Origin of the sequence: Saccharothrix xinjiangensis (assembly GCF_039527585.1) — a bacterium.
Classification (GTDB): Bacteria; Actinomycetota; Actinomycetes; order Mycobacteriales; family Pseudonocardiaceae; genus Actinosynnema; species Actinosynnema xinjiangensis.
Genome location: NZ_BAAAKE010000030.1, coordinates 91,228 through 113,003, shown reverse-complemented (window position 1 = coordinate 113,003; position 21,776 = coordinate 91,228). Strand labels below are relative to the sequence as shown.

19 protein-coding genes are annotated in these 21,776 nt (G+C 68.8%); 9 read left to right on the top strand and 10 right to left on the bottom strand.

Annotation, left to right across the window (positions count from 1 at the left end; all coding sequences use genetic code 11):
• Positions 1-104 precede the first annotated feature (104 nt).
• The 4 genes from ABD223_RS37215 to ABD223_RS37200 form a co-directional block, all read right to left on the bottom strand.
• Positions 105-1,223 (bottom strand): hypothetical protein, encoded by a 1,119-nt coding sequence (locus tag ABD223_RS37215; RefSeq protein ID WP_344041830.1) that lies wholly within the window; start codon positions 1,221-1,223, stop codon positions 105-107.
• Between the two features lie 82 nt (positions 1,224-1,305).
• Positions 1,306-1,866, bottom strand: a complete 561-nt coding sequence (locus tag ABD223_RS37210) for an HD domain-containing protein (protein ID WP_344041828.1) — start codon at positions 1,864-1,866, stop codon at positions 1,306-1,308.
• Between the two features lie 68 nt (positions 1,867-1,934).
• Positions 1,935-2,843, bottom strand: coding sequence for a phosphotransferase family protein (locus tag ABD223_RS37205; protein WP_344041826.1), 909 nt, complete (start codon positions 2,841-2,843; stop codon positions 1,935-1,937).
• Positions 2,840-4,234, bottom strand: a complete 1,395-nt coding sequence (locus tag ABD223_RS37200; RefSeq protein WP_344041824.1) for a helix-turn-helix transcriptional regulator — start codon at positions 4,232-4,234, stop codon at positions 2,840-2,842. The genes ABD223_RS37205 and ABD223_RS37200 overlap by 4 nt, the downstream gene beginning before the upstream one ends.
• A gap of 478 nt (positions 4,235-4,712) precedes the next feature.
• On the opposite strand from ABD223_RS37200, the gene ABD223_RS37195 reads away from it, so the two are divergent.
• The gene (locus ABD223_RS37195; RefSeq protein ID WP_344041822.1) at positions 4,713-5,021 is read left to right on the top strand and encodes an HC3 family zinc finger protein; all 309 of its coding nucleotides are present in this window, start codon (positions 4,713-4,715) and stop codon (positions 5,019-5,021) included.
• Positions 5,022-5,810: 789 nt separating this feature from the next.
• Here the strand turns inward: ABD223_RS37195 and ABD223_RS37190 are convergent.
• Positions 5,811-7,127: a tetratricopeptide repeat protein gene (locus ABD223_RS37190; protein WP_344041820.1), complete on the bottom strand. Its 1,317-nt coding sequence runs from the start codon at positions 7,125-7,127 to the stop codon at positions 5,811-5,813.
• A 406-nt stretch (positions 7,128-7,533) separates the two neighbouring features.
• Here ABD223_RS37190 and ABD223_RS37185 point away from each other — a divergent pair, with 406 nt between their 5' ends.
• Entirely contained in the window at positions 7,534-9,735 is a 2,202-nt protein-coding gene (locus tag ABD223_RS37185) for an ApeA N-terminal domain 1-containing protein (RefSeq protein WP_344041818.1), read from the top strand.
• 98 nt (positions 9,736-9,833) lie between these two features.
• On the opposite strand, the gene ABD223_RS37180 is transcribed toward ABD223_RS37185, so the two are convergent.
• From ABD223_RS37180 to ABD223_RS37160, 5 genes are all read right to left on the bottom strand, one after another.
• A complete protein-coding gene (locus ABD223_RS37180; RefSeq protein WP_344041816.1) occupies positions 9,834-10,826 on the bottom strand; it encodes a DUF4238 domain-containing protein in 993 nt (330 codons plus the stop codon).
• Positions 10,827-10,917: 91 nt separating this feature from the next.
• Entirely contained in the window at positions 10,918-11,883 is a 966-nt protein-coding gene (locus ABD223_RS37175) for an aminoglycoside phosphotransferase/kinase family protein (RefSeq protein ID WP_344041814.1), read from the bottom strand.
• A 95-nt stretch (positions 11,884-11,978) separates the two neighbouring features.
• On the bottom strand, positions 11,979-13,187 hold the full coding sequence (locus tag ABD223_RS37170; RefSeq protein WP_344041812.1) for a helix-turn-helix transcriptional regulator: 1,209 nt from the start codon (positions 13,185-13,187) through the stop codon (positions 11,979-11,981).
• Positions 13,188-13,474: 287 nt separating this feature from the next.
• The gene (locus tag ABD223_RS37165; RefSeq protein WP_344041810.1) at positions 13,475-14,368 is read right to left on the bottom strand and encodes a phosphotransferase family protein; all 894 of its coding nucleotides are present in this window, start codon (positions 14,366-14,368) and stop codon (positions 13,475-13,477) included.
• Positions 14,349-15,710: a helix-turn-helix transcriptional regulator gene (locus ABD223_RS37160; RefSeq protein ID WP_344041808.1), complete on the bottom strand. Its 1,362-nt coding sequence runs from the start codon at positions 15,708-15,710 to the stop codon at positions 14,349-14,351. The genes ABD223_RS37165 and ABD223_RS37160 overlap by 20 nt, the downstream gene beginning before the upstream one ends.
• 413 nt (positions 15,711-16,123) lie before the next feature.
• Here ABD223_RS37160 and ABD223_RS37155 point away from each other — a divergent pair, with 413 nt between their 5' ends.
• The 7 genes from ABD223_RS37155 to ABD223_RS37130 all read left to right on the top strand — a co-directional run bounded on the left by ABD223_RS37155 (position 16,124) and on the right by ABD223_RS37130 (position 21,455).
• Complete coding sequence (locus ABD223_RS37155; RefSeq protein WP_344041806.1) at positions 16,124-17,224, top strand: NB-ARC domain-containing protein; 1,101 nt, start codon at positions 16,124-16,126, stop codon at positions 17,222-17,224.
• Positions 17,225-17,378: 154 nt separating this feature from the next.
• Positions 17,379-17,894, top strand: a complete 516-nt coding sequence (locus tag ABD223_RS43740) for an RNA polymerase-binding protein RbpA (RefSeq protein WP_425564077.1) — start codon at positions 17,379-17,381, stop codon at positions 17,892-17,894.
• Positions 17,895-18,287: 393 nt separating this feature from the next.
• The gene (locus ABD223_RS37150) at positions 18,288-18,527 is read left to right on the top strand and encodes a hypothetical protein (protein WP_344041804.1); all 240 of its coding nucleotides are present in this window, start codon (positions 18,288-18,290) and stop codon (positions 18,525-18,527) included.
• Between the two features lie 186 nt (positions 18,528-18,713).
• Complete coding sequence (locus ABD223_RS37145; protein ID WP_344041802.1) at positions 18,714-18,869, top strand: hypothetical protein; 156 nt, start codon at positions 18,714-18,716, stop codon at positions 18,867-18,869.
• Positions 18,870-18,911: 42 nt separating this feature from the next.
• A complete protein-coding gene (locus ABD223_RS37140; protein ID WP_344041866.1) occupies positions 18,912-19,358 on the top strand; it encodes an RNA polymerase-binding protein RbpA in 447 nt (148 codons plus the stop codon).
• 70 nt (positions 19,359-19,428) lie between these two features.
• Positions 19,429-20,517 carry a tetratricopeptide repeat protein gene (locus tag ABD223_RS37135; RefSeq protein WP_344041800.1) on the top strand — a complete coding sequence of 363 codons (1,089 nt, stop codon included), beginning with the start codon at positions 19,429-19,431 and terminating at the stop codon, positions 20,515-20,517.
• On the top strand, positions 20,517-21,455 hold the full coding sequence (locus tag ABD223_RS37130) for a hypothetical protein (RefSeq protein WP_344041798.1): 939 nt from the start codon (positions 20,517-20,519) through the stop codon (positions 21,453-21,455). Before ABD223_RS37135 ends, ABD223_RS37130 begins: the two co-directional genes overlap by 1 nt.
• The last annotated feature ends 321 nt before the right edge of the window (positions 21,456-21,776 follow it).

Sequence of the window (21,776 nt, the reverse complement as noted above, 5' to 3'; positions counted from 1 at the left end):
GATAGTCCTGGCTTCCCGAAAGCCTGAGCGAAACGCCAGTTGATCACTTTTCTAGTGTCAACCTGGCGATGTGCTGTATCCGGTGAGGAAGTAACCAAGGGGTGTCACCGGCGGTCGTTGGCCGCCAACGCCTCGGCAAGCATTTCTCGCACGACATGATCGAGTCGGCGTACATCGCCATTGGTTTGCAAACGAATGGCAACGGCCATTACTGCGTCGTCGTCGAGCCCGTCCAGCCAGGCTTGAATTACCGCAGGCTCGACCCGTTCCGGATGCAGGGCGAGCGTCTCCGTCAGTCCCTGACGGGCGGTCGCCGCCATGATCCTCCACTCCGACCGCTTCATGGCCGACTTGTCAGGAGCGACAGACAGGGTCACACGGAGGTCTTCGTGGCCCACTGTGGTGTCAAGTCCAGGTGGCAGCGGGCTTACATCGCGGGTCCCGGCAACCAAGTATGGGATCGCAATCGTGCGGACCCACTCCTCCAGCATGCCCAATTCCTTTATCACTATGTGCCAGGTGGCAGTGTGAGGACGCTGGATTGACACCTCGGGCCAGATGGTGGCGGGCACTTGCTTACCCATCGGTATGGTCGCGAGGATGTCCCCGATTTGTACCGGTCCGCCGGGCATTGTCGTCGCCGCAGGTTCCGGTACGTCGAGATTGATCTTTCCCAGGCGCACCGCCGCCACGGCAGGGGTTCGGTGTTTTGCGAGATTGGTGTGCTCGGCCAACACTCGCATCGGGTGGTTGTCGACGTCCGTGCGCTGGTACGGCTGTAGTTGGCGTAGGCGGCGCACCATCGGCTGGCCGTCGTGCAGGGGTGGAAGATCACGGCGGCGCCGATGCCTTAACCACTCGGAAAACTTCGCCTCACTGATCGCCGCTGGCATCTCGATCGCCCGTGCCTCGTCATCGGAAAGTGCCCGTCCCAGGACATATTCGATTTCGGCGAAAATTGTGTGCTCGATTACGGCCCGCAACTGAGTCATCGCATCCGCTGCGTAACGAGCTGCGGCGGCAGGCAGTGGCGCGACGGCTTTCACTCGCACCTTGGCGACCTGACCGTCGACGATGTTCTCCAGAGTGAACGGACCTGGCTCCAGGTAGTCATGGAGCACCTCGCCGGCACGTGCGATGAGCGCATCAACGTGGGCGAGTGTGTACGCGGCGTGGAACTGATGCTCAGGCAGCCACGAGTAGTCACGTTCAGGCGGAGTCATCGCAGCAGCCTAAGCGATCGGTTCAGAAGGTGCCTATGCATTCACTAGCGACGCGCTCGCTCAAGGTCTATGGTCGCAACCTCTAACGATCTCGCCAGGCGAGTGGTGAGAGAGTCACCGCGGCCTCGGCGATCCGTCGGGCGGTCTCGGTCTTAAGGCCCTTGAGGGCGGAATCGATCCAGCCGCCCACACGTTGCACGCCGGTGTCGCGGTATTCGACGGCTTGGAGCAGCATCTCCAGCTTGTCGGCGTCGCTGGCGCACCGGGCTTCAGCTGATTCCTTGGTCTCGTACTCGGTGACGGCATCGCGTACGGCATCGCGTGAGCGCTGCGGGAGCTTCGCGGTCTGGTCTACGGTGATGGCCCGGGCGTCGGGTTTGGTGATGTAGCCGTTGATGGTGTGGGGTAGGTCGCCGGTGCGGGTCTCCTGGGTGTCGTGCCACAGGGACAGAAAGGACGCGCGGGCTGGGTCGGCGCCTTCTTCGGCGGCGATCAGGGCGGCGAGCTGAGCGACGCGCATGGTGTGCTCGGCCACGGACTCGGGGTCGCGCACACCGGCATGCCACCACCCGGTGCGGCGCATGCGCTTGAGCACGCCCAGTTCGTAGCCGAATGCGGCGAGGGCCGTGGCATCGTCGGACATATGCTCTCCCTGCTGGCCTCAACGCGAAGGATGTATTACGGATAATTAGGGTGACCGTATTGAATGGATCAGGAGACGGCGGTCCAGCGGATACTGCGATCACCGGAGCGCAGTGAGCGCAGTCGAATGTTCAATTCCTGTGCGGCGGCCGGTTTGTCGGGGGCGAGACGGATATAGGACCCGAGCGAGTGCAATTCGGTGATGTCCCGCAGAATGCGCCATTCGCTCCACTGGGTGGGGTCATGGCCGTAGGCGTTGCGGAATGCGGTCCGTTCGGCTTCGGGGGTGTGGAAGTGGTCGGGGAGGCTGGCGACGAGGTCGAGTTCGCGGGGGCCGATGCACGCTTGATCCCAGTCGATTAGGACCCAGTCCTCGCCGTCGCGGACGAGGTTTTCACTGTGAGCGTCGGCGTGTACCAGTCCTGTGCCGAGGGGGAAGTCCGTCGTGGTGAAGGCGTCGAGCGCGTGGCTGATCTGCTCGTGTAGCCATGCATGGTCGTCGTCGGTCAGCATGGGTACCGGTCTGTTGCTATCGAGGGACAGGGCTTCGCGCAGCCTGCGCAAGGGCTGGTAGCGCGGCACGTCGAACGGTGGAGGTGGCAGGTGGTGAAGATGCCGCAGTGGTGCCGCGAGGTCGGCGGGCCCTGGCGGGGGAGTGGTCGGGCGCCACGGCCAGAAGGTGACGATCGCGTCAGCCACGACGACAGGTTGGTCTCCGGGCATCGGGGCCAGCGCGATGGGAGCGGAGTCGGCTGCCAACCACCGGGTGACCGCGATGGCGGTAACCGCGCGTTCGTGCCGCAGCGGAGTTGCCGGGGCGAGTCGCACGACGACGTGCTCACGGGGTAGCAGGTAGACGGCGTTGGAACGGTGGTGCAGCAGGCGGGCCTCGGTGGGGTCCAGGCTGAAGACGGCGCACGCGTGGCGCAGTTCGGTGTCGCCGGGCAGCCCGCCGCGTTGGCGTGGTGTGACGCTCACGCGGCGCCGTTCGGGGACAGCGCCTTTACCCGTTGGCGTAGCTCGGCGACGTCGGATCGGTGCGCGTGGGGTGCGGCGACGGCGGCCATGCTGTGTAGCCGGAGGTGGGCTCGTCTGGAGGACAGCGCGCTGATCTCGGTGATGGCGCGGTGTCCGGTGGCGACGGCGGCGTCGATGTCGCCGACGCGGAACTGGCTGGTCGCCAGGCCGGGCAGGTTCACCGCGGCGGAGCGGGCGTAGTCGGGGCCGTAGCCGTCGACGGCGGCGCTGAGCCGGTCGACCGCCTCGACGGCGAACGCGGCGTCGGTGGCGGCGAGCAGGTGCAGCGCGTGACCGCGCTGGGCGTCGAGTTCCGCCGGAACCACGTGCGGCGGGATGACGGTGGTGTCGAGGTCGAGGTAGGTCCGTTCGGCCAGGTCGAGCGCCCGGCGGCAGGCGTCGACGTTGCCCAGTGAGGCGTGGCACCAGGCCAGGTTGGAGGCGATGTAGCCGTCGGTGCTGCGGCTGACCGGGTGGTCGTGGCCCGCGGCGGTGGCGTGGGCCAGCCGCGCCAGGTTCAGCGCCTCCCGGGGCCGGTCGCGGTGCAGCGCCTGGTGCGCCATGTCGAGCTGGAGGTGCACGGTCAGGTCGGCGCCACGCGGGTCGTCCACGTCGTGGACGAGCTTGAGGGCGATGGTCCACAGGCGCAGGGCGTCGTCGTGCAGTTCGACGTCGTAGGCCATCCACCCCGCGGTCTGGGCAAGGTCCGCGGTGGCCAGGCGGAGAGAGGTGCGCACCGCAGGCGAGCAGTCGAGGTCGTGGAGCTTGAGCACGTGTTCGAGTTGGGCGAGCGCGGCGCTGCGGGCCAGGCCGCCGCCGTAGCGGTAGTCGTGGTCGCGGAAGCCGCGAGTCAGCTGTTCGATGCCCTCGATGTCGGCGACACCGAGCCGACGCGGCAGGCGTGGGGTAGCGGTGCCGGGCAGCAGGTGCTCCAGCCGGTCGAGCTCGGGGACGACGTCCATTCCCAGGGTGATGGTGGCGATGGCGTTGACGAATCCCCTGCGGTTGAGAGCCATCCAGGCTGCCTCCTTGTCGGACTTCGCGCCGGTGTCCGGCATGGCGTGCCGGTCCGGTGACATCGTCTCATCGGTGCGGTCGCGCCGGTGAGGGCCGATGACGTTGTCGGAGGTGGTGGAGGCAGGCAGTCCGGCCAGCAGCCTGTCGAGGTCATCAAGGGTGACGCGGAGGGCGTCGGCGAGGGGTTGGCGCAGTTCAGGTAGGGGCTCGTTCTCGCCGGCTTCCCAGGACCGGATGGTGCGCGCGTTGACGCCCAGCTGCGCGCCCAGGCTGTCCTGAGTAAATCCGGATTTCCGCCGCCGTCGCTGGAGCGCCTCACGTCGTACGTACTTCACGCCGCCCTCTTCCATGTCCGGGTCGAAGACGCTAGCGAAGGAAGGGGGGAAACGGCAGGTCAGAGCGTTCGCGTCGAGTTCTGTCACCCGTTTGGATCATGGGTTCTCCGGAGATTCTCCGCAAAATTGCCGCTTCGTCACCTGGTGCAGGGCTCGGGTCGGCAGTTGGCTACCAAGCAGGACCTGGCTCTGGTGATCCCGGAGAGCAGTCGGGGGTATGGGGGTGACGGCGCAGGTCAGCACCTGTTCCACAGCTTTGGAGGCTGGTACCGATGTCTCTGCTGGTACTCGCATCGGCTCGTCGGGGCGTCTGGTTGGTGTCGAGCGACCCGGGCCACACGTCGCTGGGGCCGCACAGGCTACGACACCGTCGAACACGGTGCGACGGAGTGGTTCGTGGCACGCGAACCACAACGACCACGGGCTTCGACCGTGCGGGGTGTCGCAGGCGACTCCTATGCCCAGCTGAGGTGGCGTGATGTTGGTGGTGGAACGCGAGCCCTACCGCTGGTTTCCGCACGCCGGTGGTCGCCACGCCATCCCGATCGACGCTGGCCCCGGTGACACAGTCTTGACCGCCTGCGGAGAGAAGGCGGTGCTGCCACGTGACGGGATGCCCCGCCTTGAGCATGAGCCGGAATGCGCCGAGTGCGACACGCGCTGGCGCCGACAGCGCGGCCTGCCGACCCGGGAGGAGTTGCTGAGCGGCGCGATTCGACGAACTTGCAGGGCGGCGGGCACAGCGGCGCTTTCTCGGCGTCCGGTACGCACCGCAGGTGTCGGTTGATGAGCAACGCCTCGACGTGCGGCGACCCTGCCGACGCCTGTACTGCCTGCCGCAATGGACGTGTCCTCCGTGCCGCAGGGAAGCACCACGGACTGGAGGGCGCTGTCGGTGGAATCGCCACCTGGGCACCTGGTGGGTCGTCGGTGTCGGAGGTTCAGAGTTGATGACGAGCCGAGGGGGAATCGCCGGTGCGGGAACGAGGCCGTGAACGGCGGTCGTATGGGCTGCCGTCCCGAGGCGACCGCCGCCGGACGAACACCGAACCCACCGTCTGTCGCGGCGGCGCGTCGCGTGTGGCGTCGAGATGTGAGAGGTGCGTGCGTGCGGCATCGTGATTACCTCGTCGATGGTCGACCGGACCCGGGTCGCAGGGGAGTGGTCATGGTGGCGCTGCGCGCCCGGCCCGCACATCGTGGGGCCGGAGGTCGGGTGCCGTGGTCTCAGCTCGTCGTCTTCGGAGGTGGCACTCGTTTGTGGTCGGTCGCGTTCTGTGGCGAAGTCGGATGTCGAGGAGTCGTCGGGGCTGCGCTGTCTGCCGGGTGAAGATCGGGTGCGCACGTCGTGGGGCGCGCGGAAGCGTGGTGCGGCCGTGGCGGCGGTGCGCCCGATGCCGAGCGCGGGTGCCGGACGGCTTCGCGGCCGAGCCCGACGAATGGTGCTCGCCCTGTCCGGTTTGAGGTGTCGGTGCGCGGCGCTGCGAGACCTGGCCGGAAGGTGCCCTCAGGCAGGCGATGAGGACCGCCGTGAACACCATCAGCATGACCACGCAGGAGATCGCCTCCCACCGGTTCACCCGCCACCTCCACTGTCGGCGGCGCAGTGCAGGATCGCCGGCTGCATGGCCTGGGCCCGGTGGTCGTGGCCTGCCGCGAGGTAGTTCGTCCTGGCGGCGGTGAACCAGGCGAGCGCGCCCTCGAGGTCACCTGTGGCGCGGGCGCAGCGCCCCAAGGCCGCCTGTGCCTCGGCCACGTCGAGCGCACAGCCCGATCGGGTGACGATCGGAAGGGAGTCGGCGAGCAGGGCGAAGGCCTGGTTGGGGTGACCGGTGCGAGTGAGCGTGTCCGCGTGGCTGGTGGTGACCCGGGCGCGGCCGAGGTCGTCTCCGAGGACCCGCATCAGTCGGGCGGCGTAAGCGAGGTTGATCATGGCCTCGTCGTGGCGGTCGAGGTCGGTCAGCACGACGGCCAGGTGATGGTGGCGCAGGGCACGGCTGTGGTCGTCCTGGGCGCGCTCGAGCGCGCGGAACAGGTCCACGGCAGCCCGACCGGTATGGCCCGCGGTGTGCTGAGCATGGGCACGGGCCGCCAGCGCGGCCGAGAGCACCGTAGGTGAGTCCTCGGCGGCTGCGATGGCCACCGCCTCCTCGCACAACGGCAGCGCCGCCGCGTGCCTGCCCGAGTCGACCAAGGAGGTCCCTGCGCGGGTCAGGTGATCGGCGCGGGCGAGCAGCCGCGCACGGCGGGACAAACCCGGTGAACGCTGGGCCACGGTGAGTCCGATCATCTGGGCCTCGCACGCGCTGTGGTGGTCGCCGGTCCAGCGGCTCAACGCCCACAGGTTCTCCGCGGATCGCCACGTCAGGTCGAAGCGGCCCAGGTCGAGCAATACGGGCAGCAGGGCTTGCAGGTGACGGGCGTTGTCGGTGTACCACCTGACGGCGTCTTCGGTGCCGGGGAAGGTGTGCACGGTGGAGGTCGGCGGCGGTGCCGAGCGACGATCGTGCGGGCGGATCGTCAGGTCGGCGGCCAGGGCGCGCCGCAGGAACCAGTCGGCGTGGCGCAGCAGGGGTGTACGCAGGTCGTCGGTCGATCCGGGACGCTGCACTCGACGGATCCGGTAGCTTCCGTCGCCGGTATGGGTGGCGCGCCCTACCGACTGCAGGTAGGTCAGCACGTCCTGGGCATCGGCGAACGAGCCGCCGGTGACATGGACGACCAGCTCCGCCGACACCGCGGCCGCAGGCTGTGCGGGTACCGACAGCACCTTCACGAGCAGTTCGGCGCGGGAGATCAGCGTGGACTGCCCGGCGTACGTCGGCATCGTCGTGGAAGCACTGGGTGCGACGGCGGCCATGGGGGGCGACGCGATGCAGCTGGCGGCGGACACGACACCTCCCTGATGCAGCTGGGCCTGGTTCGACGTCCCCAGGGGCTGGCTGGGGCGGCACCCGTCACCGGGGGGACGACCACCGCTTCCCGACAGGAGGTTCGGAGAACGAAGCGATCTGCGTGAGCAGGCCCGGTGTCGAGCGCCGCTGATCCTCAGCCAACCGGCTGCTGGCCCGCGGGACCAGGTGACGAAGCGGTGAAGAAGCGGCAATTTTGCGGAGACGGCGACGAGACGGCTGACCGCTCGGCACTCAGCGGTGCCGGGACGGCGGTGACTGCACCGCACCTAACGGGCCTTCCACGCGACCGGACTGATCGCGCGATCACGCCCTGGTGAAGCCGTGGGATCACCGGGCGGCAGACTGGGCTGTGCAGTTCGGGTGACCAGTCGCGGGAGGCCAACGGTGTCCGCTGTTCATGAGGGGACCTGGTGGGTCGCCGACCACCGTCCCGAATCCGAGGTCCGTCGGCTCAACGGCAGGCTCACCATCGACGAGCGCGGTCGTGCCGTCCTGGTCACCGCCGGCTTCGTCCCGCTGTTGATCGAACCGGTCAACGGCGTCTGGTCGGCCCGGTCCACGGCGACGTCGGCGCTGGTTGTACACGGACAGACCACCATGGGCGGCCGGATCACGCTGTTGCACGTGCGGGGCAACATGAACCGCCTGCTCGCGGACGCGGTGGTCGAAGGCGTGTGGTTGCACCTGGGCCGCCCCGATGACCTGGACCCGGAGCTCCCGGTGCCCGTCGACCGGCGCGCCGATCTGGTCCCGGCGGAGAAGACGGCCGTGTTCTCCGGCGTCGATGTGGAGCTGGAGCACCTGGCGGCCTGGTCGGCGTCGGAAACCCTGCGTCGGGTCATGCCCCGGACCCCGCAGCACGACACCGTGCCCTTGGTGCAGCGCGCTGTGCACGTTGAACCGACCGCCACGCTGGAGGACGGCACCACTGTCGCGCTGGTGTCCAAGGTCGGCATGCGCCGTCACGACACCGTGAGCGGATCGCAGGTCACCGTCAACGAGACGATCCAGGCCCGGATCCGCACTCCAGCGCCGGTCGACCTGGACACCTTGTTGGTACACGTCGGGTCGCTGCGTCGCCTGCTGAGCCTGACCGTGCGCCGAGAGACCGGCGTGCTGTCGGTGATGCTGCACCACGCCGACCGCGACACGGTCGAGGACGCCGCGCCGCACCGTGCCACCGACGGCGCCCCGCTGCTACAGCTGCACAAACGGTTCCCGCCGGTGATCCCCGCCCAGACCGGCGCGGTGCCCAGGTCGAGGATGCTGTTCACCCTGGAGCACGTCGACTTCGCCGAGCTCCTGCCGCGGTGGCGGCAGGTGGCCGACGAACTGGACGGCACGATGGCCACCCTGACCACCGCCCACGAGCAGACCCTGCTGATGGACACGCGCCTGGTCGCCGCCGTCACTGCGGCCGAGTCCTACTTCGCCGGCCGCGCCGACACCGCCGGCATGACCCGCATGCCCGCCGAGGACTTCGCCCAGCTGCGGGAACTGATCGGCACCACGCTCGCAGACCACCCTCATCTGGGGCAGTACAAGGGCTTCGTGCTCGACTCGCTGCGCAACCAGCCCACGCTGCGGCAGCGGCTGCACGAACTCGTCGACCACCTGGGCGAGCACGCCGAGCCCTTGCTGACCAGCCGCCACACCACCCGCCGGGAGCCCGACCCGGGCAGCACCGGCCCCGCTGGCAGTCAGCCCGCATCCGACCAGCCCGACGGTGCCGAGCGCGCGGCAGCTCCGTCCGAGCTGCCCGAGGCCACAGCGTGGGCGTGGGCGGCGTCCAAGGCACGCAACGACGCCGCCCACGGCGGCGTGGTCTCCGCACTGGACTTCGACACCGCGTGGATCACCCTCGACGTCACGATGGCCATCGTGGAACTGCTGGTACTGCGCGACCTCGGCGTGAATGACGAGCGCCTCGCCGAACTGGTCCGCGACCGCCACCACGACCTCGCCGGCCGTGTCCGCGAGCACCTCATGCCGGCCTTCACCGAGGTGGGCACCGCGCACCAGCCCGCCGCCCGCAAGACCAGGCTGCGGCCGGACACGACCGTCGACCGGGAACCCGAGCCCGACGACGGCCTGGATCCGCTGGTGGCGGCCCTGCTGGATGTCGCCGGCAGCTCGTGGCGCCGGGAATGGGCACCCTGGGCTGCCGTCGCCGCCGCCCTGCGCCGCCGAGGCGCGTTGCCGGTCGAAGCCGACACCCACGACCACCTCGTCCAGATGCTTGCCGACACCCTAGGTCCCGCCGTCCCTGCCGCGGTCCCCGGCCGCAAAGCCATGGCAGGCCCCGGCTACACCACGCTGTCGCTGTTCATCGCCGTCAACGACCACTGCCTGGCCATCGGCCGAGAACTGCCCTGGTCACGGTGGCGCCGCCACCCCGACCTACACCCGGTACTCGACACGCTGCCCCTGCTGGCCGACGCCATACCCGACACCGCTACCGACGTAGCGACCGCCACCTTGAAGACCGACGGCCGACCATCCGACCAGCGAAATCTGCAACACCTACTCGCGCTGATCGCCAACCGGCGTCCCTGGACGTGGCGGCTGCCTCCGGCCGGCGGATGAGCCCGCGAATGGACGCAGCACAATTGCGGAACAGGCAGACACCGGAGCGATTGCGGTGCCGTCCGATCTGGCGGATTCGGCCGAGCCGTGTGAGCTGATCAAGGGCTACCGGCCTGGTTGGCGGATCTCCGCGTAGGTTGGACGAGTGAAACAAAGCTCTTCAGTTGGCTGTCCGGGGAGTAGTAAACGAACCGGGTCGCATTCTGTATCAACTTCTCATTGATGAAGGCGACTCGTTCGGCGGTGAGGACGTCTCGCTTCTTCTTTCTTCCGATGCAAGCCAGGGTTGTGCGACTCAAGGGCATGACGATGGCATGCGCGTCACCTATGGCCACGCCGATGCGCGTGGTACGACGGTCTGCTGAATACTGCATAGTGAAAGCCGGGGCGTCCGAGATCAGCAGTTCCGAGCCGGGAGGGGTGCTCCAAACCTCCAGTGCGTGACTGTTCAACATCTGCTTGGCGGACTCAAACGTCTGCTCAATCATCACTCGCATGTCGGAGCCGTCAAGTCTGCTGCTGGCCTGTTCGGAAACGAGTTCATCTGCCAGGCGAATCAGGTCCCTCGGACTGTCGGGAAGCCGGTGGTTTCGCCTGATGTACACACCTAGAAGTTGATCGTAGTACCTTATCAGAACTCGATTGCGAACTTGGTCGGGCACTCGTGTTGTGCCGTCGTTGTGGATTCGCCTGTAGCGATCACTGCGAACGAGATGGAGGGCCATCGTGTCCTTGATCGTTCTGGTCGTGTTCAGGTCGAGTCGTCCCCGTTCGACCATGTCTATGGCGGCACCCAACTTATTTTCAACCGTTTGCCAGAGTTCTTCGACGGATTTGGACGCGTATGGGACGAAGTGGGGAATCCAGGCGCAGCCTGCGGGGCCGGTCTGCTTCAGTTCGCGGCCGTGTTCCACGTCGAACGGAACGAGGACCGCTCCGCCATTGCTGTCCTGCCCGGCGAAACGCCTCAGCAGCGCCTGGGATACGATGTGCTGCTTCTTGATCAACTCTGTGGCGCCTGGCCGGAGTGCCTGCAAGCGGGCCTCGTACTCCTGGCTGAAGACTTCGCGGGGGGAGGTCCACGGCGACATGCCAAGACAATACGGCGTACCGGCGGGTGCTCCAAACGGTTATGTGTCTGCATTCAGTTTCCCGGGCCAGGCGGCGCCGGTGCTCAACTGTCTACAGGATTCGCCATCGCCGGTCCGGGGCATCTTCCAAGCCGTCGATGCGCCGATGCACCTCGGCGGCCTGCGGGCTTCCGGGTGCGGACTTGCGAGCGTTGGTCGTGACCATGCGAAGTTCCCGAAGCTGCCTGAGTTCGGGGTAGCCCGGCCACTTCCGGATGTCGCGTCCGTAGGCGCGGCAGAAGCCCTCGTAGTCGGCGTCGGCGTGGCCGAACCGACGGTAGTGGATCTCGATGGTCACCAGGTCCCATTCGACCGGGCCGAGGGTGACGTCGTCCAGGTCGCACAGGACGGCCTGACCGGTATCCGACTCGCCGGGCTGATGCGACCGCTCGCCGGAGGGGCGCCAGAGTGTGTTGCGGTGCTGGGGATCGGTGTGGACCAGTCGCGCGGCCGAGCTGGAGCACAGGGCGGTCCAGGCGGGCATCAGGCGGTCGAGGCGGTCGAGCAGCACGCGTCGTTGCCGTGAAGTCAGGATGGGGCTGACGGCAATGGACCGGGTGATCGCGGCATGCGGGTCCAACGGCGGACGGGTGATCGGAGGAAGAGGGGCTTGGTGCAGGGCGCGCAGTGGTGCGGCGATGGCGTGGGTGGTGACCGGCTGCTGCTGGGGCAGGTAGTGCCACAGGGTGACCACGTGGCCGTCGATGAACAGTGGCTGGTGTGGCGTGTCGAGCAGGGTGGTGGTGGGCACGTCGTGGCTGGTCAGCCACTCGGTGAGTTCAACCAGGCCGTGGGCATCGCGCAGATCCTGATCGGGGTCGGGGCCGGGACGCCCGATCTTGACCACGACCTCGTGAGGCGGCCGACCCACGAGGTAGACGGCGTTGCTGTGGTGGCGCAGGAGCCGGGTGTGGCCGCTGTCCACACCCGCGAGGCGGCATGCCCTCTCCAGCATCGGGCGAGTGGTGGCGGCGGTGAAGTCCTGCTGCGCGGTCGCTTCGTACGGCCCTGAAGTCACCACCCCAGTGTCCGGACCGCGGGGTCGGTCGCCCTGTCAGGGGTGCACACGACCGGGGTGGCGCCTTCGGGAGATCGGGCCGGTCTGCGGCGGGGTCAGACCGTGGTGAGCTCGCGTAGCTGCTCCACAGCCTGCACCGCGTCCTTGCGTACGCCCGGCAACGCCTCGGCGGCTGTGACGACGTCGCGGGCGCGCGTGAGTACGACGGCGGTCCGGTGGGCCGGCGCGAGTTCGGTGAGCGTGGCCACGGCGAGGTCGGCACCACCGGCCGAGTCGCCCGCGGTGGCCTGGACGAGCGCGCGGTCCAGGCAGATCAACGCCGGGTCGATCACCAACCTGGGCTCGGCCGCGTAGGTTTGTAGTGCCTGGTCCTGGACCGCATGGGCGTGGGCGACGTCGCCGAGGTTGGACAGCGCACCGGAGGCGTAGAGCGCCAGCCTGCCGTGGTTGAACCGGTAGGCGGCGTGCGGATCGTCGCCCGCGCGCAGGTCGGCAAGCCGGTCGGTCAGGAGCCGGGCCTCGGTCAGTGCCCGGTGGACACCACGGGTATCGCCCAACTTGCCCAAGGCTCGGGCCTCGGCGGCGGCGGCCAGCGCTGCGGCGTCGCACACGGTGTCGCCGGCCAGCTCCCGGGCGTGCCGCGCCAGGTCGACCGTCCGCTCCGGTGTCTCGTAGTAGTAGGCCAGCATGGTCTGTTGGGCCAGCACCAGCGCGGCCAGCAGCGGGTCGTCACCGTCACGGGCGGCCAGCAGCGCCGTGCGGTACCACCGGCGCGCGTCGATGACCGACCCTTGCTTCATGTGGGCGTCGGCCACCAGCAACGTCAGCATGGTGACCGCCGCGGACAACGTCCGGTGGACCGGAACGGGATGGCGCCGTGCGGCCAGCGTGTGGACCTCGTCGAGATCGGGGATTAACGACGCCAGGGCCTGCTCCGGACTCGTTCGGGTGTATTCGGTCAGGTGGTCGCGTACCTGCTGCTCGATCAACTCCAACCTGCCGGGCGAAGCGGTATCCGACAGGGAGAAGTCCAGTCGCATCCGCAGCCGCTCGGCGTCACCACCCGCTGTCGCCAGGGCGTCGGGCTCGTCAAGGACCGGGAGACCGGCGAGAAGTCGGTCCAGATCGTCGAGGCTGATCTTCAGGGCGGTGGCGAGCGGTCGGCGGTGCTCGGGGAGTGGGTCGTTTTCGCCGGCTTCCCAGGAGCGGATGGTCCGTGCGTTGACGCCGAGTCGTTCTCCGAGTGTTTCCTGGGTGAAGCCGCATGCATTACGTCGTCGCTGAAGCGACTCACGCCTGGCCATCTTCGTCACCCTCCCGTATTCAGACCCGGAACAGTAGCCGACGCGGGTTGGAAATGGCAGGTCAGGAGCTTTATCGGTGCCAATGGATCACCCGTTCGGCGGACGGCTGTCTCCGGAAGATCTCCGCACAGTCTCCGCTTCGGCGCCTGGTTGAGCTTCCGGTCGGCGTCTGTCCTCGGCCGGGGGTGTTCACGGCGGCCTTTCAAGTGGAAACAGCAGATCGCAAAGATTCATGTCCTTGCCGGATCAACCGTTTGATCGCCGTGTGGCGTCGATCGGAACATGTGTTATAGGTCGTGCCAGGTCAGGCTGGCTTCGTCTTGACGGAGTACTTGCAGGCGGTGGCGTAGCACGGCGGAGGCTTCGTGGTCACCATTGTCGGCTCGGCGGATGAAGGAGCCGAGGGTGTGCAGGTCGCGGAGGCCGCGCAGGGTTGTGAGGCCGGGCCAGGTACGCAGGTCGTGGCCGTAGGCGTGGGCGAAGCGGTCCAGTTCGGCGCTGGTGCGGCCCATGCGGATGCCCTGGTAGGTGTTGGCGAGATCGAGTTCGCGGGGGCCGGTGGCGGTTTCGTCCCAGTCGCCGAGTAGCCAGCGGCCGTTGGTGGTGTCCAGCAGCAGGTTGCCGGGGTAGGCGTCGCCGTGCAGGTGGCCGCTTCCCAGTGGGAAGTCCAGGGAGGCGTAGGCGGTCAGCAGGGTGTCGGCGGTTTCAGTGAGCCAGGTCCGGTCGTTAGTGGTCAGGTAGGTCGCGGTGGCGATCGTGGTGCGCAGGGAGGACAAGGGGCGGTAGATGGGCAGGTCGACCGGGGGCGGCGGGAGTCGGTGCAGTTCGCGCAGCAGGTGGCCCAGCACGGCCGGGTCGGGACGGAGGGCCGGGTCGGGCTGGGGGTAGTGGGTCCAAAAGGTGATCGCGGCTTCGCCGTCGACGACGGGGACGTGGCCTTGTAGTGGAGCGGTGACCGGGAAGCCGAGGTCTGTCAGCCAGTCGGCGATGGTGACCGCGCGTACGGCGGCTGTCGGGTCGCTGGTGTGCACGCGGGCGACGGCGTCGACGGCGGGGAGCAGGTAGACCGCGGTGGCGTGGCGGTGCATCAGCCGCAGTCCGCTGGTGTTCAGGCCCAGCTGGTGGGCTGCGCGGTCCACCAAGGGGCGCGTGAAGTCCTCGTCATGATGTGGTGCGATCACCACTCGAATCTAGCGACCGTGCCGCTGGTGGAGCGTGGAGCAGGTCTGCCAGCAGTTCTCGTGCGCGTCGGGTGCTGTCGAGTCTGGCGATCATGCGGTGGGTGCGGCGGATGGCCGGGGGTAGTTGCGCGATGCGCTGCTCGGGCGGCAGGTGTCGCAGTGGTTCGAGGGCCGCCGCGGCGGTGTCGAGGTCGCGGTCGAGTAGGTGGCTGTGGGCGAGCGTGACGCGCGTGAGGGCGATGTCGCCGTAGGACTGCTCGTGCTCGGGTGCGGCGGCGTAGGCGGTGAGCGCGTCGTCGGCGTGGCGACGCGCCGCGGTGGCATCGCCGAGCAGGTCGTGGGTTCCGGCCTGGTAGTAGGCCCGCTTGGAGTCGGGGAAGGTGAAGAGTCCGCCGAAGGCGCTGACCTCGTCGTGCCGGTCGGGCAGCGTTTCCAGTGTCTGTAGGCGCCGTAGGGCGTCGTGGGCCCGGACGGTGTTGCCTATCCGGGCGCTCACCCGCGCTTCCAGGGCTACGGTGCGTCGGAGGGTCTGCGTGCCCACCGCCTCCAGGGACACCGGATGGAGGAACCTCAAGGCGGCAGCCGGGGTAGAGCTCCACTCCAAGGCCAAGGCGGCGCTACCGCGTGCCCATATTCGCAGGGCGTCGCTGTCGGCGGCCTCGGCGCAGCGTTCGGCGGTGTGCAACTGCGCACGGGCCGCGACTGTATCACCCAGGTTCTGGGAGGCGGAGGCCAGCAGCAGGCACCCGGTCCCCGCGATGAGGTAGGCGTCGCGGAGCTGGCGGGGCCGGACGCCGCGGCGGATCAGAGCGAACGCGGCGTCGCGGACCTCGACGATCCGCGGAAGCAGGTCGGTCGCCGGAGTGTGGACGTACTCGGTGGCCAACTCCGCCAGAGACACCCCCAACCAGTCCAGGTCGGGGTCGTCGGTGGTCGCGTTCGCCAGCACGGAACCGAAGTCGACCGCTCGACGCGCAGCGGCGGCCAACAGCGTCGGCACGTCGACCGGCTCGATGATCACCGGTTGATCGGTGCTTTCGCCGACGTCGCCTGTGAGCGAAGCGCGGTCCGATTCATGCTGTGAGAGGGCCTCCGGGTTATTGCCTGCCGAATGCGCAGCGTGCGGTTCCTGGAGCGGAAGTCCTGCGAGGAGCCGGCCAAGGTCGTTCAAACCGATTTCAAGGGCTTCGGCGAGAGGCCGGCGATGCTCGGGAAGAGGATCGTTCTCGCCTGCTTCCCAAGATCGAACGGTTCGCGGGTCGACGCTGAGACGTTCACCAAGAGTTTCCTGGGTGAAGCCGCATGCCCTGCGGCGCAGCTGAAGCGTTTCACGTTTTGTCATCGTCGCCGCCCTCCCGTGTACAGGTTGAAGACAGTAGCCGATGCGAGCTGGAAACAGCAGGTCAGGAGGTGTGCAGATGTTGATGTATCACCCGTTTGGCGCTGGGCATCTCCGGATGATCTCCGCAACTTCTCCGCTTCGCCACCTGGTACATCCGAAAGTTGTGCGATGGGCTTTTGGTCGGCGTCCGTCGTTGGTCGATCGAGTTCACGGCGACCTTCCAATGAGAAGGCCGTCGCCGCGCCTCGGTTCGGCCGGCGACGGACGCCGCCAGCCCCTGTGAACAGTATCTGGAGCATGCCCGGTATGTCGTTCGTTCCCAATCCGACTGTCACCACATCGCCGCCGGTCATCCTGCAAGGGCGGTCGGTTGCGACGCTTCCCGGACGTGGGCGTGCACCGGGGCTGGCGGCATGAAGTCCAGCGGCGCCGACACGGCCAATCACCTCGGCGGGACGGTGCACGGCCCGGCGGTGCAGGCGGGCAGCGTCGACGTGCTCAACATCCACGTGCCCGGTCCGGCCACCGGTGTCGTGGCGATCCCGTGGCAGTTGCCGCCGGTCACGCGGGCGTTCACCGACCGGAAGGACGATCGCGAGCGGTTGAGCCTTGTGCTCGTCGAGACAGACGGAGCCGATGCTCAGGTGGCCGGGGGACCGGTGGTGGTGGGCCTGTACGGTGCCGCGGGTATCGGGAAGTCGGCCCTAGCTGTGCGGTGGGTGCTCGACGTCCGTGAACGGTTCCCGGACGGGGTGCTGTATGTCCGGTTCGACGCCAGCGGCCCGGGACAAACCCGTCACCCGGACTCGATTCTGGTGGGGTTTCTGCTCGCGCTGGGCGTGGCGCAGCACGCGCTGCCCGCCGATCCGGAGCACTGCGCCGCGCTTTTCCGCACGCTGACCGCCCACCGGACGTTGGTGGTGCTGCTCGACGACGTTGACCACGGCCGGCAGGTGACACCACTGCTGCACGGTGGCTCGGCCTGTCTGGTGGTGACCACCAGCCGCCACCCACTGGGATCGCTGGTCGAGCACGGCGCGCGCGTCCACCACGTAGAACCCCTGGATCACGAACACGGGCTGGCCTTGTTCCAGGCCATCACCGGCCCTGATCGCGCGCGTTCCGACCTCCTGGCCGCCGCCAGGCTGGTCGAGCTGTGTCACGGGCGTCCGCTGACCATCGCCGCCTTCGCCGCAGCTGCGGCGATCCGCCCCGGTGTGCCGTTAGCGGATCTAGTCGACGACCTCAACCACCCGCTGGACATCTTCGACCGGAACAGCGACACCCTCGTGAACCACGCAGTCCAGGCAGGCTACGCCGGCGCGGCTGGCCGACACCATGGAGCATGCCCGCGCTCTGGAAGTGCTGGCCGACATCGCCCATGCCACCGACGACCCCGCCTCCCTTTACCGGCTCGCCGACGCCTTTGCCTTGTGCGAGTTGGTCAACTCGCCGCACGCCGACCGGGGGCGCGAGCGCCTGGCCGCCATCCACATCGCCGTCGCGACCGGTGAGGACCGGGCAGCCGGGGGACCGGGTCTGGGGCGATCGTGAGCATGACCAGGGACGTGGTCGGGCAGTCGGCCCGCGCCAGAGAGCGGGACGGTCGGGGCGCAGGGACGGAACCGCTTTTCGGTTCCATGGAAAACCTTACATATCAGGGAAGAGATGTACGACAGAGGGTTCATCGCAAGTGTCAAGCCCTGGCCTGTCAGTGGACTCGTCGAATCGGACGCCGGGGTGCCGAAAGCGGGTTGGTCGGCGAGCTATCGCTGCCCCGGAGGGCACTCCTTCGCTCATCGTCTGGCGGACACGGTCGCCGCGCCGGGCGTCTGGCGGTGTCGTCGTCACAGTGGACTCATGGGCACGCTGTACGGGCAAGAGCACGGATCCGAGTGGGTTCCGGGTACCGGTCCGTCGGGGGAGTCCTTTGCCGGAGGAAGCGGAAGTCCCGGGTCCGGTCGGTCACCCTGGCACATGCTCCGGGAACGTCGCAGCATCCCGGAACTGGAGAAGCTGCTCGAGGAACGCCTGACGCTGTTGTACGCCGACCGAGCGCGGGAACAGGGCCGCGTCACGGACATGAACGTGGCGCGACAGCAGCGCGGAACCATGGTCCGCCGTGGAAGTACCGCGATGTCGTCGGACAGGTCCGAGCCCCTCGGGTCTCCGCCTGCGGGGTAGCTGCGGCAGTTCGGCCGGTTCGACTGCCGGTCACGACGTCGACGCATCCCTGTCAACCCTGCCGTAAACGGGTCGTGCGGCTTCTGCCAGCTCCCGCCATCCCTGCTACCGATCAACGAGGAATTCAGTCATGACCGAACAACCGGTGCACACCACCACTCGGGGGGCCGGCGCAGGGCTTGCCGCGCCCGGAGGCGCTACTGCGCTCGGGCCCGAGGGGCCATCGGATCCGATGACACGGCCTTGCGACAGCGCGTCGATGCGCGGTGACGACCTGCGTCGGTTGATCGGTTACGTGCGGATCGCCGCCGCCCCCGATGTCGAGGTCGTCGGGTGGGGGGATCTGCCGGACAGCATCCGGCGCATGGTCGCCCGGCACTGCGAGCGTCACAGTTGCCTCTGTCGCATGTCGTCACCGACCGCGACATGGCCGACGGCCGGCTCGTCGGCCGCGTCGACCTGGCTGCGGTGCTGGAGGTCGCGGCGCCGGTCGGGACGTCCGCGATCGTGGTCCCGTCCCTCGACCACCTCTCGACCGACCATGACGTGCGGAGGGCACTCACCGCCCGGTCGGTCGAGGTCGGGGTGCGACTCATCGCGATGGGACCGGCTTCGAGCGGGGAGACCCGGTGACCGGCGTCGTTTTCCTGCCCTTCGAGGATTCCGTGGCCGGGGCGTGGACGCGCGGTCTTCCTCTTCCACTCCCGGTGAGGCGCGGTCGGCCGGGAACGCCGGCGGGCGGCGACGACAGCCTGGGCGCGCATTCCCCGACGATGCGCCCGCTCGTCGACCGCACGCCCCTGGGCGCGGAGGCACGTCATGGATGAGCGGCGCATGGTGTTCACCCGGCTGTCGAGGGTGAACGAGGATGCCGCGAAATTCGCGACCCCACCGGTGGTCGGGTTACCGAACGCAAACGCGCCGACATCAACCGGTAACCGGGTCGACGGCCACGAGGAAGATATCTGCGGCTAGTTGTCCGTCGCTTCTACAAGTCGCCTCAATCTCGGGGAAGAAATGCACGAAAGAGGAATTCTTAAAGGTGTTGTACCTTGGCCAGTCAACGGGACGGTCGAATCGGATGCCGGTGTTCGGAAAGCAGGTTGGTTGGCGACCTATCGCTGTTCCGGGGGGCACTCCTTTGTTCGGCGTCTGGCGGATACGGTCGCCGCTCCGGACACCTGGCGGTGTCGTCGTCACGGTGCGTTCGTGGGCACGCTGTACGGGCGAGAGCACGGGCCCGAATGGGTTCCGGGCGCCGGTCCGGCGGGGGAGTCCCTCGCCGGGAACAACAGGAGTTCCGGGTCGGGTCGGTCGCCGTGGCACATGCTCCGGGAACGTCGCAGCATCCCGGAACTGGAGAGGTTGCTCGAGGAACGCCTGGAGTTGTTGCGCGGCTCCCGATTGCGGGAACAGGGCCGCATCCGACGCTATGACACCACGCTCCCGCCGCGCTCTCGGTGAACCGGCCCGCACGCTGTGGGCGATGCTGTGCATCCTTTCATGTCCCGACCTGGGGCTTGACGCCGTCGGTATGCTGCTGCCCACCCGCGACCGGGCGGGGACGGACGCGGCATTGGCCGGGTTGGTGGCCGCCGGGTCGCTGCACCTCGGCGGCCCGCCCAAAGCATCCCGGTGGCGGGTACCCGACGCGCTGCACGGCGAGCGCGACGCCGCCGACCAGGAAGCCACCGCCGATCCGGAGGTCACCGCCGCGCACGAGCGGCTGATCGAGCACCACTTGGTCAGGCTGACCGAGGTGTCGGAGACCCTGGAACCCGGCAAGTTCGTTTTCTCCGAACCACCCGGCGCGGGGTGGGCGCCGCCCGGTCGCCCGGTCGCGCGCGTCTGGGTCGAGGCGGAGTACCTCACCGTCATGGCCTGCCGGCGGCTGGCAGTCGACCTCGGACGCGACGATGTGGTGTGGCGCATCGGGGAGCGGTTGTGGATCCCGCTGCGCTCCGCCGGGCTGTTCGATGCCGTGCTGGACAGCCGGAGCGTGGCCGCCGACGCGGCGGACCGCGCGGAGCACCCCTACGTCCCGGCCGCGCATTCGCGCATGTGCTGGGCGCTGACCCGGCTGGGGCGCCACGGGAAGGCCGCGCGGGTCGGCGCGCTGGCGGTGGCGTTCGATCACGCCTGGTCGCGGGCGACGGCGTGGTCACAGCTGGGCCGCGCCTACCACGCCCACGGCGCCCCCGACCTCGCGGTGGACTGCCTGCGGCGCGCCGAGGCCGAGGACACCCTGCCCGCGGCCCGCGGGCAGGGTCGTCGGCACATCGGCGAAGTGCGCCGCTCCACCGGCGACCTGGTCGGTGCGGAAGCCGATTTCCGCGCCGCCCTGGAGCTGATCGTGTCCGACCTGCGGCCGCGGCATCCGGAGACCGCCCGGGTGTTGGTCCTGCTCGCCGAGGTTCTGGTCGAGCAGGACCGTGCCTGCGAGGCCGTCGACGAGCTGGGGGAGGCGGTGGGGCTGCTCGACCCGGACGCCGACGCCCTGTACCTGGCCGAGGTCGAACTGCACCTCGGCCATGCCCTGCTCGCCCACGGCGACCGGGCCGGACATCCGCGCCGCGCCCAGGACGCCTGCGCCTGTCACGACGCGATCGGCGGGGTGGACTGATGAACCTTCGGCTCGCGCACGACACCGGCCCGGGGCGGGCCGGCAGGCACGGCGACCTGCTCACCGAAGAGTCGGCGTCGGCCGCGCACCTGGCCTGGTGGGTGCGGGCGCAGGCGCCGTCGCTGATCGCGATCGTCGACGACGACCAGGCGGGCGGTCACCGCCGCATCATGGGCTGGGCGTTGCGTCACGGAGACCGTTGCGAAGTCCTCGTCGAGGGCTGCCACTTGTCGGGACTGCCGCTCGACGAAGTGCTGACCACCCTCGACGCGCACAACAACCGTCTGCGCGCCGTCACGGTCTACGACCCCGACCAGCCTGATGCCGGTGCCGCGGTGTCCGGTGAACCTGACCTGACGCTTCCGTTGGGGCCGCAGCTGTCGGGCCGCAGCCGCGACGACGCCGTCCGCCTGGCGTGCCTGGCCGAACTCAAGGCACAAGCCGCCACCGGGATCGCGCCCAGGCAGCTGGCGGCACGTCACGGACTCACCCCGCACCGTCTGGAATCGCTGCTGCGCGAAGCCGACCTGGCCCTGCACCCCGACCGGCCGATCGGCCCACAGATCCGGATGCTGCCCCTCGCGCATCCCGTCCGACGGCAGGGCGAGGCGATCCTGGCCCAGGAGTACCTGTCCCAGGAGCACCCCGACGTGGTCAAGCGGCGCCACGACGTCAGCGCGCACCTCCTCTACGGCGCGCTACGCCGCTACTGCGAAGGCGGGCTCGTCGCCGGGATGCCGCTGGGCCCGCAGCTGCGGGTGCACCTGCCGGGCAGCCCGGCGCGGGTGCTGGCCGAGCAGGTCATCGCCCGCGAACACGCCGCCGAGGGCGCGGAGGTGGTGCGCCGACGGCATCTGCTCAGCCCTCGACGCCTGGACACCGTGCTCGCCGCGGCCGCCGAGCACGACGTCGACGCACCCCTGTCAATCCGGCCGTGATCCGGGCCGTGCGGCTCCTGCCGGCTCCCGCGATCCCTCCACCGACCAACGAGGAATTCCCAGTCATGACCGAACAACCGGCGCACACCGCCAGCGGGGGCACCTCCAACGGGGGCACCGGCGCGGGGCGCGCCGCGACCGGAGGCGCCGCTGCTCTCGGGCCCGACGGCGCATCGGGTCCGAAGACCGCTGTGCCCGTGGTGCTCACGAGCCTGTGCGGTGCGCTCGCCGTCGTGCCGCTGGGCGTCGCCGCCTGGCTGTGGATGACCGCACACGAGCTGCCCGAGCGTGTCCTGCACCCCCGGAACGACACCACGGCTG

Bases quoted from the DNA above. Each gene is read 5' to 3' on its own strand.
- ABD223_RS37170 (WP_344041812.1), bottom strand. From the start codon at position 13,187: ATGGCCAGGCGTGAGTCGCTTCAGCGACGACGTAATGCATGCGGCTTC.
- ABD223_RS37195 (WP_344041822.1), top strand. From the start codon at position 4,713: ATGTTGGTGGTGGAACGCGAGCCCTACCGCTGGTTTCCGCACGCCGGT.
- ABD223_RS43740 (WP_425564077.1), top strand. From the start codon at position 17,379: ATGTACGACAGAGGGTTCATCGCAAGTGTCAAGCCCTGGCCTGTCAGT.
- ABD223_RS37140 (WP_344041866.1), top strand. From the start codon at position 18,912: ATGCACGAAAGAGGAATTCTTAAAGGTGTTGTACCTTGGCCAGTCAAC.
- ABD223_RS37180 (WP_344041816.1), bottom strand. From the start codon at position 10,826: ATGTCGCCGTGGACCTCCCCCCGCGAAGTCTTCAGCCAGGAGTACGAG.
- ABD223_RS37215 (WP_344041830.1), bottom strand. From the start codon at position 1,223: ATGACTCCGCCTGAACGTGACTACTCGTGGCTGCCTGAGCATCAGTTC.
- ABD223_RS37135 (WP_344041800.1), top strand. From the start codon at position 19,429: ATGCTGCTGCCCACCCGCGACCGGGCGGGGACGGACGCGGCATTGGCC.
- ABD223_RS37155 (WP_344041806.1), top strand. From the start codon at position 16,124: ATGAAGTCCAGCGGCGCCGACACGGCCAATCACCTCGGCGGGACGGTG.
- ABD223_RS37160 (WP_344041808.1), bottom strand. From the start codon at position 15,710: ATGACAAAACGTGAAACGCTTCAGCTGCGCCGCAGGGCATGCGGCTTC.
- ABD223_RS37130 (WP_344041798.1), top strand. From the start codon at position 20,517: ATGAACCTTCGGCTCGCGCACGACACCGGCCCGGGGCGGGCCGGCAGG.
- ABD223_RS37210 (WP_344041828.1), bottom strand. From the start codon at position 1,866: ATGTCCGACGATGCCACGGCCCTCGCCGCATTCGGCTACGAACTGGGC.
- ABD223_RS37145 (WP_344041802.1), top strand. From the start codon at position 18,714: ATGGATGAGCGGCGCATGGTGTTCACCCGGCTGTCGAGGGTGAACGAG.